A 13,816-nucleotide genomic window follows, 5' to 3' on the forward strand; every position below is an offset into this window, starting at 1 on the left:
GTTAGGGGCCAAGCCTAGCTATCGGCAATATAACTTTTGGAGAAAAAAATGGCATATAGAAACGGAAATTACGCGGCCTTTTATGTTGCGGAACCTTTCAACGCAAGCGCACTAGGGGCACATGCCACAAAAGACTTTTGCTATTACAACATGCTACGAGCTTGGAAGGGTAAGGACTCTTCTTTCCCTTTCAATGACTCGCATGACAAAACATACAACGTCCGCGATAACAGTGACTGGGAATTAACGTTAAAACCAAGGCTAAGAGAACGACTTAGAAGTTCAAAAAACATCGTTCTTTTCCTTAGTTCCAATACAGTAAGTTCAAGGGCACTAAGGGAAGAAATTGATTATGGGATTAATGACCAAGGGCTGCCAGTCATTGTGATATATCCCGAATATGACTCCAAAGAGAGTCTTCTAACAAACGGAAACCTTAAAACAAGCGTTAAAAACCTATGGGATAAGCTTCCGATATTCAGAGATTCAATGGGTGAAGTTCCAACACTCCATGTGCCATTAAAACAAAGCCTCATTAAGAGCGCCCTGAATGACACGGACTTTATGCTAGCAACCAAAGTTGATCCAGGCATTTTTCGGTATAACCCTTAATTATCTGACGGGCACATAATCAAGTGATGACAAAAGTAAGCTTCTTTGACAAAAGGGTTTTTGAAAACTTTCTCAAGGTCACTTCATATATAAGTGTAACCTTGTCTCTCATTGTCTTATTCGTTGATATTCCGAAGGACTGTAAATCTTTATATGGATGGATTTTTGTAGGATTGTTGGTGGTAATTTATATTTTAATTTGGATTTGGGCCAATACCTTAAACAAGATTGATATCAAAGTTGAAGGAAGCGATGTAACAATTAAAGTTGGTGATATTTTTCAGCAGAAAGGTCTGAAAGCGATTGCATTTAACGAGTATTTTGACACGCAGGTAGACAATAAAATAATTGCCGAGAACTCGCTTAACGGCATATTTATCAATAACCATCTCGGTGTCCCAGTTTCTGATCTGGATGACTACATTAGAAACTATGCATTTGAAAGCGATGAATTTATTGAAAGCAACCCAAATAGAGCGCAGGGCAAGGTTGATCGTTACCAAATAGGAACCATTTGTATACATGGCGACTATCTATTAACTGCATTCTCCAAGTTCGATAAGAATAACAAAGCCTTGCTCACTATGCCTGAGTACTTAGAGTTCTTAATTAACTTTTGGGATAAGGTCAATAATGTATATGCCCAACAAAATGTGTCCACGCCAATATTTGGTTCAGGAATTACTCGAATAAAAGGCCATAAATCCATATGTGATGAGGACCTCTTGAAGATCATGCTTTGGACTTTCCGGATTAGCGAAATGCGATTCAAATATCCAGCACGGCTTACTATCATCATTCATAAAGACAAGATTAATCAGATAAATCTTCTCGATATTAAATCAGCAAGGAACGGGGTATGAATGCCCCTAACAAGCGCATGTTGTCGGACTGGTTTTCCGCTGCGCTCCAAACCAGCCGCAAATGCGGGCGTTAGGTGAACAGGGAACCCCTTGAAAATATTGAAATCTTTTATATTTGGTATTGCACTTGTTTTAGTTGGGTGTACTACAGGCCAACTTTATTACTTGGATAAAAATGGTGAAAGAAAGCTAGCTTGCGATGTGGAGTTTACAGGGCTCCCGTGGGTAGATAAGTATGCAGTAGAATACTCACTTAGTCTGTGCGCAAAAAGTGTCGTGAAAAAAGGTGGCACGGTTAAAGAGGTACATCTCTTAGAGATTGATACTTCAATTCCCAGTCCACCGTGTGGAGCCAAATGGAATCATGCCATTGCTAAACAAATGTACAGATCTGATGAATTGACTAAAAAGGAGTACGGCTACATAGTGGCACATATAGATTTGGGCTTGGCAAAAGCTAATAAATGTTCACCTAACAAGCCAAGTCAGTCGGATTCGTAACATTGGCGCGCTTTTTTCTCACCCGCTCCGCGGGCAAAAATCCCGCCAATGTTCCTCACCGCTGCTTGGGGCGTTAGCTGTAATCGAGAGAAATGTGTCACCCAAAAAAATTGGTTTAATCAACGGGCTATTTACTTTAATAACTTGGTCAGTAATAGGGATGTCGCTCGCTTCTTACTGGTGGGGGGCTTTACCTATTATTTTATTTATTTTGGTGCCTGTATCAGCGTTGGTATCTTATCGTACATCGGCACTAGCTCAGATATTGCTCCAGGGTAAAGCTACTGTATCTTTGTATGCAATAGACGGATTTAAGTGGGCTTTCATAGCTAGCTGTATCTTTTGGGGTTGGTCTATATCCTCTGAGGCGCTTGCTGCTGGCGGTCCGCTACTTGGTGCAAACGGGTGGCAAGTATTGGAGTACATTTTCACTATTGCAATACCTTCAAGTTTGGTTGCTGGACTTATTGGCAGTTTGCACGGTGTTGTATTTTATTATCTAAATCGGTGGCAAATTACAGCTAACAATCAACTAAAGCGGGACTTCTAACAGTTGGCTCGGTTCCGCTTCGCTTCACATTATAGCCAACTATTAAAAGCCCCTTAGTGTGGGCGTTAGATTGCTAGGGAGTACGAAGAACGAATGAGGTTTCGAAACTTAAAAAAATGGACCGCTCCCGATCAAAGCAAGGAGCTGATCTACTTCGCGCAACTTTTAGAAGAAATGCTGTTTGATTACTCTTTAGATACATACAAGCCGTCGGCATTAAATACAAGTCTTCTATGTAGAGAAGCCTTGTACGTAATTGAAGACATAGAGAGTGGGGTGATTAAAAGGCCGAATCTAGATCATGTTCTTGAAGAGCTAACGAGTAACTTGAAAAGTGATGAAGTGGCTCAGTCCTTAATGTTGCTTGATGTTTCGACAGTGCTCGCAACCCTTCAAAACAAAACCAAGCCACTGGCAGAGCATCGTGTGGTTCTGGAGCTACTTTGGTCGCAGATTGAAATGCCATCCTATCGTAGGCGAAATGAGGAGTTACTCATAGCGGCCATCAACGAGAAGCGTGACATCAAGGCGATCAGAGCTCTAGCCAGAACATATGTAACAACACTCAAGAATTTTGGTTTTAGCTCTAAATGGCTGCACGATACTACCCTAGACTTCTTCTACACTGGAAGAAATAAAATTACCGGAAACAGTGCAGTTAGCGAGTACATCGAAGCTTTTAATATTGATCGACGAGAGTATCTGGCAATTTTTAGGGCTTCGGGGCTGTTCCGAACGATTGCCGACTCTTGTGAGAAGCTGAATATTGAAGTGTCAGACAATCCCGAAGGGCATCAAGACCAGATCGCTGCTAACAATTTCGTTATTGGAGGCGATGAGACATACGTTGTCGTAAAGAAGCTGAGCGAAAAAGAACCACATTCAGCCCGCGAATCGGCCGACGCACGGATGGAGGTGATTCAAACACTCTTAACTCTCTTCCATCACAAAGAGCACCCAAGTTGGTCAGATGAGTGTTTGCTCATAAACGTGGAGAACAACGAAAGTAAGATCGTTAGCAAGCCAGTCAACCCCATGCACAAATGTATTGATCTGCGCGCCCAAAAAGCTTCAAAAAGGCTGAACAGCTTTATCTCAGAGTTTTCAATGGATCATCAATCTTTTCCAAAGTTTATTCGTAGCTCAGAGTTGCATTCGCTTGCGCTTAGTAGCGAGTCGGAAGAGAATCAGATGATAAATTTATGGATAGCGCTTGAATCGCTCGTGCCGCCATCGTCTGCAGATAGATCAACAATTGAGAATGTTATTGAATCCTGCACCCCGTTCTTCACACTGAATTATATAAATAGATTGCTGGATCGCTTTAGCGCAGACCTGCTTAACTGGAATAAGATTGAGCTGAATCGCTGCCTGCGTGGTATAGCTGGAGATAATATTCGAGCGAAGCTCGCAAAGTTTCTTGTGCTAGATGAGTACGCTGGTAGGCGTCAGGCTCTGGATATAGCGATTAGGGACTTCCACTTGCTGCGCTCAAGGTTATTCTATTTAAGCTATGTGCTGGCAGATCCCAAGAATATTCTTGATTTGTTATCCTCTCATAAGCAAAGAGTTGGTTGGCAGATGAGACGGATATATAGAGCGAGAAACGTAATTGTACATTCGGGAAGAACTCCTCCGTATACAGGGACCCTTATTGAGAACGTGCATGATTATCTAGATCTGGTTATGTCGACCTTGGTATCGCTCGCTTCAGAGAACGGCACAATAACCTCTGTTGAACAAGGCTTCAAATTTATTGAAATCAACTGTTCTGCTTTCGAGAAGTCGTTGAAGAACATGAGTCGCGAGACGTACGTAACCGATATTGATGCTGCCATCTTCAAGTTCGCAATCTAACAATGCCAAGCACAGCGACGCCTTTTTCGCTGCGGCTGCGCCTCCACTACAAAGCCGTGCGTGTTGGCGGCGTTAGTTTTTGTAGAGATGGAGCTTAGTATATGTTTAAGAAGTTTATTTTTGCACTAGGCATTATTGTGTCACTTACTGGTTGTAGCGCAACAGGACCTAAGTTTACTGAAACTGAAGCACCAGAGGTAAATAAGGCTAAAGTGTATTTTTATCGGCCTTGGGCTATGTTAGATGGTGCTGCATCGCCAGTAGTGCAGATAAATGGCGTAGATAGTTTTGAGATAGGTAATGGTGGCTTCCATGTAATAGACCTTAGTCCAGGCAATACAATAATTGCAGTTAAAGAGGGTGGCTTTATGTCCAATTGGCGTGCCGGTCCGTTACAGATATCTTTCGATGCACAAGCCAATAACACTTATTTTGTTCGCTTAACTGCGGCTCTTGATAACGCAGCTTATGTTGGTGGCGTAGCCAGTATTTCTGGTAACTACTCGCTTGGATTGGTTAATCCAGAAATCGCCAAGCAAGAACTGCGTGAAACTAAGAAAAACTAACAAGGCAAGTCAGCATCGCACCTTCGGTGCTGGACTCGCTAACGCTCGCCGCTGCTTGCGGCGTTATGTGAATAAAGCGAGATCGTAGAATGGATTTTTCACCAATCGTCAATCAAATAGTCAGTGCGCTTTGGTATCTTATACCAATTGCGATTCTCGCTGGAGTTCTTAAATCACCTTGGTTCAAAGGCGTTGTTGGCGAGTTTATCGTCAATTTATCAGCAAAGTTTTTACTGGATAAAGAAAAATACCAACTGATCAAGAACGTAACCCTGCCAACAGAAGATGGAAGCACACAGATAGATCACATCATCGTTTCTGAATTTGGCGTTTTCGTTGTTGAAACAAAAAATATGAAAGGCTGGATATTTGGGGGCCCCAACCAGAAAACATGGACTCAGAAGATTTATAAACATTCAAACAAATTTCAGAATCCATTGCGTCAGAACTATAAGCATGTAAAAACCCTTGAGTCATTGTTGGGCCTAAATGAGCAGCAAGTACATTCGGTGATTGTTTTTGTAGGTGACAGCACATTTAAAACAGAAATGCCTGAAAATGTGACCTATGGCAGAGGCTATGCGAGGTATATCAAATCAAAGAAAACGCCAGTTCTAAGCGAATCACAAGTAATAGAAATCGTGAAACAAATAGAACAGGGAAGGCTTACTCCATCATTTAGAACAAATCGCGAGCATGTTAGACACGTAAAGAATATCGTGTCCGAAAAAGAAAATAGAAATGTCCCGAGTTGCCCAAAATGCGGTAGTGAAATGGTTCTGCGAGAAACCAAGAAAGGTCAAAATATCGGTAAGAAATTCTGGGGTTGTACAATGTTTCCTCAATGCAGAGGAATCATGAATGTCACATAACAATCACATACACTCGGACAACCAAAAGCGCCGCTCGTTCCTCGCTCTGCTTTTGGTTGCAGGTGATGTGAAGCGTTATGCTCTTAAAAATCAGGGATACCAATGTCAAAACTTAATGTAGATCAGAAGGCCATTATCGACCCAGGGTGAGATCACGAACGTTTTTTGACCAGTTGGGCGAAAACTAAACGATCCGTTTGACGATCTAATTTAGTCGTGATCTTATACTCTCTTTTAGGAGAGTAAAGCCATGTACATCGAAGCCTTCACCACACACTTTGGCGAATTATCTGACACTCGTCAATCAGCTAAAGTAACCTATCCACTTGAGGATATCCTGTTTATTACCTTGTGTGGTGTTGTCGCCGGTGCCGAGGGCTGGAGCGAGATCCGTGACTACGCCGACGGCCACATTGAATGGTTTCAGCAACATGGTTACCTGCACCATGGCGTGCCAGTTGACGACACCATTGCTCGGGTTATCTCGCGTATCGACCCAGAGCAGTTCAGAGCCTGCTTTATCAACTGGATGCAGGCCGTTCACGAACGCACTGAAGGGCAACTGATTGCGATTGACGGTAAAACGTTGCGTAGTTCGTACCAGCGCGGTAACCGACAATCAACGATACATATGGTTAATGCGTTTGCGTGCGCTAATAAGGTGGTGCTTGGTCAGGTCAAAACCGCTGAGAAATCAAATGAAATCACGGCGATACCAGAGCTTATTCAGTTACTTGATATCCAGAATACGTTGATATCGATTGACGCCATGGGCTGTCAGACCAGCATTGCAGAGCAAATAGTCGAGCAAGGTGGTGATTACCTGTTCACGCTCAAAAGCAACCAAGGGAAGCTCTGCAAAGTGGTGGAAGATGCGTTTACTGAGACGCGCAAAGCCCCACTTGGCGGCTTGAGCTTCGAACAAAAACATGGTCGCATAGATGCCCGCACATACTATGTGTTGAATGCAGATGAAGTGAGCAAAGCGTTCCCGCAATGGCCACAACTTAAAACGCTCGGCATGAGTATGAGTTTTCGCCAACAACAAGGGAAAGCGCCAGAACTGACGTACCGATATCATATCAGCTCAGCGGCTCTGAGTGAGAAGCAACTCGCCGAAGCCGTACGTTCCCACTGGGCTGTAGAGAACAGCCTACATTGGGTGTTGGACGTCAGCATGGGTGAAGACGATTGCCAAATCCATCAGAATCACGGCGCGGAAAACTGGTCGATGTTGCGTCACTTGGCGTTAAACATGTTGCGCGCTGAGTCGTCAAAAGGCAGCATTCCAGCCAAGCAGAAACGTGCGTGGATGAAAGCGAGTTACTTGGAAGCTGTATTAATAGCGGGATTTAGCAGCGTGGTTAATTAATGAACACTCATGCGGTTGCCCTGGTTGCATATTGGGTGGGGGGATTTGAATAGGCGCCCATTTAGAGCGCCTATTCGATGACTAATAGTTTGACGGGCTATTAATCGAAACGTTCTTAATCCTTACTTGATTATTTTTACTGAATAATGACTCCGGTGCAAGTTAAGATGCCGCGAAAACAATAAAAATATAAGGGATAACATCATATGGAAAAGAAGGTATGGCAGGCTGGACTGGATGTTTTAATGGAGACTACTCCCATTCTGGGGCCTGCAATTGTTGCGATGACGCGAGCGTCTCGTCAGTTGGAAGTCGCTTCTGATTCAAACAATATTGTAACTTTAAATGATGAGGCAAACCGGCAGCGAGTTGAGTTGTCAATGGCAGAAATGCAAGCAAAAGTAGCTCAAGAAGTGGCAATCGCACGTCGTATTGAAGAAGCTGATGAAGTCGAAATTGAAGAGTATTATGAGGGAGAAGCCCAGGGCAATGCTGGCTTAGAAACGGATGGCTCGAGCGTTTTATTCGGAGTTAGCGGAAAAGGGAGCCGAGTAACCAAAAGAGTCTATCGTTTCAAGCGTTATCCGTCATAATTAATCAAGCTATCTAGCTAGCACTGATAAGAATTTCGATGCTTGCCGCACATAAGCTCCTAATCCATTGATTAAAACCCGCTCCCGGCACATCCTTGATATTATCAAAATGATTGCATAACCCCATTGTAAGCATTAGAGTACGACATAGAGTAAGAACATAAACACAACAACTATAAATAGAAGGGAATCGGGGTGCTTAACGAGTTGAGTCACGGGCAACGAGAGCGGCTATGTTACATAGATTTTTGCCTGCAATATTATGGAGATATTGCACGTAGTGATCTCATTCAACGCTTCCAAATGGGCTTGGCGTCAAGCTCCCGTGATTTTGCAACCTACAAAGAAATAGCGCCTGACAATCTGATATTAAAGCACGAAACGAAGCGCTATCACCGAACTCAAAAATTTAAGCCGTTGTTTGCTCACAGCAGTGATAAAGCACTGGCTGAATTTGCAGAGAATAACAACTTTGGTAACTCCCTTAATAGCGACCAAGTTGTCAGTTCAGTGAGTTTAATCAACGCGCAGCCAGAAATCATTGCGGCTATTACTCGAGCTATGTGCTCCTCAAGCGCATTAAAAATGAAATACGCTTCACTCAGCTCCGGGGTGAGCGAGCGAGAAATTGTCCCGCATGCATTTTTGAATACTGGGCACCGTTGGCATGTGCGGGCGTTTGATCGCAAATCACAAGAATTCCGAGATTTCGTGTGCACCCGCATAATAAAAACAAGCGAAGCGAAACAGAACCCGAAAGAAAACGAGCTTCAAACGCAAGATTTAGAATGGCAAAGCCAAGTAACGCTGCAATTAGTGCCACACCCAAACCACAAATTTCCCAAAGCCATTGAGCTGGATTACCAGATGCAGAATCAACAGCTTGAGCTGACATTAAGAGTTGCTGAAGCAAAGTATTTACTGCGGTTTTGGAATGTGGATGTGACTGCGGAGCATTCGAACTCTCCTGATTTACACCATTTGTGGCTTAAAAATACTGAGGAATTGCGCCACAACAATAGATTAGCTCAGGCGCTTAGCCTAGCACTACCGACCGAACAAGCAGTAAACCAACAAAGAAGTACCTCATGAACGTAAAAGAATATATCGGAGATATCATTGGTGGCAGTTTATTTGTTGCCGAGAGTCGCACCATAGCTGAATTGCTTCTAGAAAAACCAAGCGAAGCAGAGTTTAAGCGTGTGGTGGAAGACGACAATGTTATGCAAAAAAACTCCGCGAAAACGGCAATACGCTATGCACGTACTATTCGGTTGCGTATTGAGCCTATGGGCGAAAGTTTTCTTGAGTTTCTTGTTCGAGCTAATGAAACCTGCGCTAAGCAACTGCTCATGGCCGCCTTCTTGCGACAGTCACCGATAGCCATCGACTTCATGCGACACAAACTGTCGGATGCGCGGCGTATGTTTGATGAGCGATTGTCTGACTATGCGTGGAGTGACTTTGTTGATGAGCGGATAAGATCTATTCCAGAACTTGCTAAGTTCAGCGAATCAAGCATAAAGAAAATGGGTAACAACATGATCAAGGCGTTATCCGACGCTGGTTATCTTAATAGTGCGCGGCAAAAGCGGTTGCAGGCAGTCTATCTCGAACCCGACGTACATGCGTGGTTAGTACAAAATGGTTTCGACAAAATAGCTCAAGTGATGGAGATTTAGTCATGTCTGCATCCGTAAAAGTATTAAAAGAACGATTGAATCAAGTACTTGAACAAATTGAGAGTCCGCGGTTTTTAAGTAGCGACGGCCTAGGTAACGAAATTGGTTTCTGGATCTTTGATTATCCGGCAGAGCATGAGCTAATTGTTCGCGAAGAACTGCAACATATTACCAAACGTCTGCAGAAGCGTTATAAATTTGAGCACTTAAATATCTTTCAAGAGATCGTGGCGCTTCTGGATGAGCGGGGCTTATTTGAAAGGGCTTGCGCACGCGAAAAACAGGTTGGCTTAGAAGCTTTAAAGAAAAATCTGTCGGGGCCGCTGCAACAAGACAAAATTGCCCGTTATTTGGCTGATAAATATAACTTTGCCGAACTTGATTTCGTTATTTTATCTGGACTTGGCAATGCATGGCCGCTTATTCGCGGACATGAGCTACTGAGTGCCTTACAAGACGTGATGGGGCATACACCCTTGATATTATTTTACCCAGGAACCTACAGCGGATTGAACTTGCAGCCATTTGGCGAAGTTGAGTCGCGTAATTATTACCGTGCGTTCAAGCTTGTGCCGTAAGTAAGTCACATAAATAAGTCACAGGTAAACAAGCCGCACGCTTAACGAATAATAAATAAAGAATTCACGAGAGCAGGAAGCAAGCAATGAATATCGAGCAGATTTTTACCAAGAAACTTACACGCAACATTAACGGCGTCGTTAAAGCCGAACAAAAAGACGAAGAAAGCGTGTTCGTTGAATTGGATGAGTATGTTGTAACCCAAGAGCTCAACCGTCATATCACGGATTTTTTCGATGCTTACACGCCAGAAGCTGGTGGTAAACCAAACGAAGGTGCCCGCGGTGGCAAAGTTGCCGTTTGGATATCTGGTTTCTTTGGCTCAGGTAAATCGCATTTACTGAAAATTCTAGGTTATCTGCTTGAAAACAAAAAAGTCTCAAAAGATGGTGCTAAGCGCGAAGCCATCGATTTTTTCCGTGAAAAAATCCAAGATGCATTGTTACTTGGCAACATTCAACGCTCAGTAGCACAAGACACCGATGTTATTTTGTTTAACATCGACTCGCGCGCCAATACCGAAGACCGCGAGGACGCTATTTTAAAAGTATTCCTGCGTGTATTTAACGAGCGAGTTGGTTACTGCGCTGAATACCCATTTATTGCGCATTTAGAGCGTGAATTAGACAAACGTGGCCAGTACGACAAATTCAAAACTAAGTTTAACGAGCTTTCCGGCTCAACCTGGGAGCAAGAACGCGATGCCTTTGACTTTTATCGTGACGATATGGCAGAAGCACTCGCATTTGCCAGTGAACAAACCCTTGAAGCAACGCTCAAATGGGTGGATGGACTTGAGAAAAACTTCCCGCTAGACATTCGCAATTTCTGTCGTTGGATCAACGAGTACAGTGAAGCCAACAACAATCGCAATGTATTGTTCATGGTGGATGAAGTAGGGCAGTTCATTGGTAAAAACTCCAAGATGATGTTGAAGCTTCAAACCATCGCAGAAGATCTTGGCACCTATTGTGGTGGCCGCGCTTGGTTAGTTGTAACCGCTCAAGCCGATATCGATAAAGCCATTGGTCACCTCGATAAAATACAAGGACAAGATTTCTCAAAAATTCAAGGCCGCTTCGCCACGCGCATACAGCTTTCGAGCACGAACACTTCGGAAGTTATCCAAAAGCGTCTGTTAGAAAAAACACCTGAAGCACGCGCTGAACTTGAAAAAGTATTCGCACAAAAGGGCGACATACTTCGCAACCAACTAACCTTTGATGACACCACCACGGCGACACTTAAACGCTACGAAGATGCCGAAAGCTTCGTCATTAACTACCCCTTTGTGCCATATCACTACGAGCTGGTGCAAAAAGTATTTGAAGCGATTCGAACCAAAGGCGCAACAGGTAAGCATCTAGCTATGGGGGAGCGTTCGTTGCTTGATGCTTTCCAGCACGCTGCAAAACAAATCAAAGACAAAAACTTAGATGTTTTAGTACCTTTTTACAGTTTTTACTCACCGATTGAGAGTTTCTTAGAGCCAGCAGTGAAACGCACGATTGAACAAGCAGTAAACAACAGTGCGTTGACGGAATTCGACGGTAAAGTGCTTAAGGTACTGTTCTTAATTCGCTATGTTGATGTGGTGAAAAGCACACTCGATAACCTCGTAACGCTTTGTATTGATCAAATTGACGCAGATAAAATCACCCTGCGTAAAACCATCGAAGAAAGCTTAAACCGTTTAGAGCGGCAGGTGCTGATTGCGCGAAACGGTGACGAATTTGTGTTCTTAACCAATGAAGAAAAGGAAATAGAGAACGAAATTCGTCATACGGATATTGAAGGTGCGGAAGTTACTAACAAGCTGTCTGAGATCATTTTTGACGAAGTATTAAGACGTCAAAATAAATATCGTTATCCAGAAAACAAACAAGATTTTCCGATTGCTCGTTACTGCAATGGCCATCCGCGAGATGGTAGTTTGCAGGCTGACTTAATACTCAAAGTCATTTCGCCGCTCGATTTAAGCTATGACCAATATAGTCATGATCAAGCGTGCCGAACCGCGAGTAACAACGAGGGCGCAATTTTGGTGAAATTGCCCGCGCATGATCGGATTTACGATGAACTGCGCATGTTTATTCAAACGTCGCGTTTTATTAGCTTGACCGGTGGACAACGACCTGAGCAAGAGCACTTGCTGCGTGATAAGCAACTTGAAAACTCACAACGAGGCAAACGTTTAGTTAGTGAAATTGAAGAGTTGTTTAAAGAATCTGAAGTATTCGCGATTGGTGAAAAGCTACAAATTAAAGCCAATAGCCCACAGGGTATCGTCGAAGAAGCTTACAAGTATGTTATTGAGAATAGTTTCAGCAAACTACGCATGCTCAAACCAACACCAGGCGATGTATCGCACGAGTTAAGAGCGGTATTAACTTCTGATGATACGGCGCAAGAGTCACTAGACCTTGATGATGAGGGCATAAACCCAGAAGCGATTAAAGATATTGAGCAGTTTTTAACAATCAAGAATGATCGCAACGAGAAAATATTTTTAACTGACATTGAAAACCGATACACCCGTCGGCCTTACGGTTGGCCAACAATTGAAGTGTTGTTAATTATTGCGCGTTTGGGGTTAGCTGGGCGTATAACTTTGATGCGTCGCGGTGAAAATCTAAGATTGCGTGATGCCTTTGACCCCATGACCAGTGTGCGACAGCGCGCAGAAGTTCAAGTAGTTAAAGTACGCCAGCACAACGAAGCTCAATTACGCAAGGCCACGGCACTTGCTAAGCAAGTGTTTAATCGCAGCTTTACTGGTACGCAAGAAAAAGAACTTGCGACCTTTATTCGAGACAACTTAACCAAATATCAGACTGATTTAAACAAATTCAAATCGAAATCAGAAACCGGCAAGTTTCCGGGCAAAGACCTTATCGAAAGCTCACTCACTGTTGTAAACGAAGTGCTTTCGAACGACAACCCATATGCCGTGGTTGAAAGCTTTGTTGAGCAACAAAATGATTTACTGGATCTGGTTGAAGATTTTGAAGATCTCGATGATTTTTATAACGCGCAGTTCCATACATGGCAAAGCCTTGCAAAAGCACTCGGGCATGAGTTTCAGGTCAACGACACTATGTTACGTCGCGACGACCAAGCGGCTCAAGCGCTTGAAAAACTGCAATCAATTTATGACAACAGCCAACCATACAGCCAATTGAACCAAGTTCAACCGCTTATTGAACAAGTACGAGCTGTGAACGATAAACTTGTACAAGAGCAACGCGAAAAAGCATTGATTACTGTGGATGCATGCATTGATAGAGTGCAGAAGGTTTTAGATAACGCTGATGCTGATGCAGAATTCAAAAATAAAGCCCTGCGGCCATTGCAACTAACCAAGCAGCGCATGCAAGCAAGTCATTCTATTCCAAGCTTAATTGCCGCTATGGCTGAGTTGCCAGACCAAGAAGAAAACGCTTATGACAGCATTAATGATTTGATTGATAGTCGAGCAGCGCTGCTTGAGAAAGCTAATCAGCAAGTCAATCAAGCTCAACAAGATCAACAAGATCAATCAAATAGAGCTTCTGGTATACAAGAGGAAAGCCCAGTTGTACAACCTGAGCCAGCGAAGCCGCGCCCAGTCATCAAGAAAATTGTTACCGTAGAGCCAGGTAAGGAAGTGCCAACGGCACAATTTTTAGAGTCAGAAGATGACGTAAAGGAATATCTAGAGGCTTTAGAAACCAAGTTGCTTAACGAAATTCGCAGCGGCAACCGCGTGCGCTTGAAATAATAAGAGGGA

General features: G+C 43.4%; 13 protein-coding genes. All 13 read left to right on the plus strand.

All coding sequences use genetic code 11. The features are described 5' to 3' along the window. The first annotated feature begins 48 nt into the window (after nt 1-48). Nucleotides 49-612, plus strand: a complete 564-nt coding sequence (locus tag BLP64_RS00005; protein ID WP_092590456.1) for a TIR domain-containing protein — start codon at nt 49-51, stop codon at nt 610-612. Nucleotides 613-638: 26 nt separating this feature from the next. Further along, the gene (locus BLP64_RS00010; protein WP_092590459.1) at nt 639-1,475 is read left to right on the plus strand and encodes a macro domain-containing protein; all 837 of its coding nucleotides are present in this window, start codon (nt 639-641) and stop codon (nt 1,473-1,475) included. 90 nt (nt 1,476-1,565) lie between these two features. Further along, nucleotides 1,566-1,976, plus strand: a complete 411-nt coding sequence (locus BLP64_RS00015) for a hypothetical protein (protein ID WP_092590461.1) — start codon at nt 1,566-1,568, stop codon at nt 1,974-1,976. Between the two features lie 94 nt (nt 1,977-2,070). Next, a complete protein-coding gene (locus BLP64_RS00020; RefSeq protein ID WP_092590463.1) occupies nt 2,071-2,526 on the plus strand; it encodes a hypothetical protein in 456 nt (151 codons plus the stop codon). Between the two features lie 93 nt (nt 2,527-2,619). Then, complete coding sequence (locus tag BLP64_RS00025) at nt 2,620-4,383, plus strand: hypothetical protein (RefSeq protein ID WP_092590465.1); 1,764 nt, start codon at nt 2,620-2,622, stop codon at nt 4,381-4,383. A gap of 101 nt (nt 4,384-4,484) precedes the next feature. Then, the gene (locus tag BLP64_RS00030; RefSeq protein ID WP_055439928.1) at nt 4,485-4,949 is read left to right on the plus strand and encodes a DUF2846 domain-containing protein; all 465 of its coding nucleotides are present in this window, start codon (nt 4,485-4,487) and stop codon (nt 4,947-4,949) included. An 89-nt stretch (nt 4,950-5,038) separates the two neighbouring features. Continuing rightward, nucleotides 5,039-5,821, plus strand: coding sequence for a nuclease-related domain-containing protein (locus BLP64_RS00035; protein WP_092590467.1), 783 nt, complete (start codon nt 5,039-5,041; stop codon nt 5,819-5,821). Nucleotides 5,822-6,071: 250 nt separating this feature from the next. Next, entirely contained in the window at nt 6,072-7,193 is a 1,122-nt protein-coding gene (locus BLP64_RS00040) for an ISAs1 family transposase (protein WP_092590469.1), read from the plus strand. Between the two features lie 206 nt (nt 7,194-7,399). Next, nucleotides 7,400-7,786 (plus strand): hypothetical protein, encoded by a 387-nt coding sequence (locus BLP64_RS00045; protein ID WP_092590471.1) that lies wholly within the window; start codon nt 7,400-7,402, stop codon nt 7,784-7,786. Between the two features lie 195 nt (nt 7,787-7,981). After that, nucleotides 7,982-8,878 (plus strand): WYL domain-containing protein, encoded by an 897-nt coding sequence (locus tag BLP64_RS00050; RefSeq protein ID WP_092590473.1) that lies wholly within the window; start codon nt 7,982-7,984, stop codon nt 8,876-8,878. Beyond that, nucleotides 8,875-9,468 carry a DUF1819 family protein gene (locus BLP64_RS00055; RefSeq protein WP_092590475.1) on the plus strand — a complete coding sequence of 198 codons (594 nt, stop codon included), beginning with the start codon at nt 8,875-8,877 and terminating at the stop codon, nt 9,466-9,468. The genes BLP64_RS00050 and BLP64_RS00055 overlap by 4 nt, the downstream gene beginning before the upstream one ends. Further along, nucleotides 9,417-10,046, plus strand: coding sequence for a DUF1788 domain-containing protein (locus BLP64_RS00060; RefSeq protein WP_233340062.1), 630 nt, complete (start codon nt 9,417-9,419; stop codon nt 10,044-10,046). Before BLP64_RS00055 ends, BLP64_RS00060 begins: the two co-directional genes overlap by 52 nt. An 86-nt stretch (nt 10,047-10,132) precedes the next feature. Continuing rightward, the gene (gene brxC / locus BLP64_RS00065) at nt 10,133-13,807 is read left to right on the plus strand and encodes a BREX system P-loop protein BrxC (RefSeq protein WP_092590479.1); all 3,675 of its coding nucleotides are present in this window, start codon (nt 10,133-10,135) and stop codon (nt 13,805-13,807) included. Nucleotides 13,808-13,816 lie beyond the last annotated feature (9 nt).

Source organism: Pseudidiomarina indica (genome assembly GCF_900104245.1).
Classification (GTDB): Bacteria; Pseudomonadota; Gammaproteobacteria; order Enterobacterales; family Alteromonadaceae; genus Pseudidiomarina; species Pseudidiomarina indica.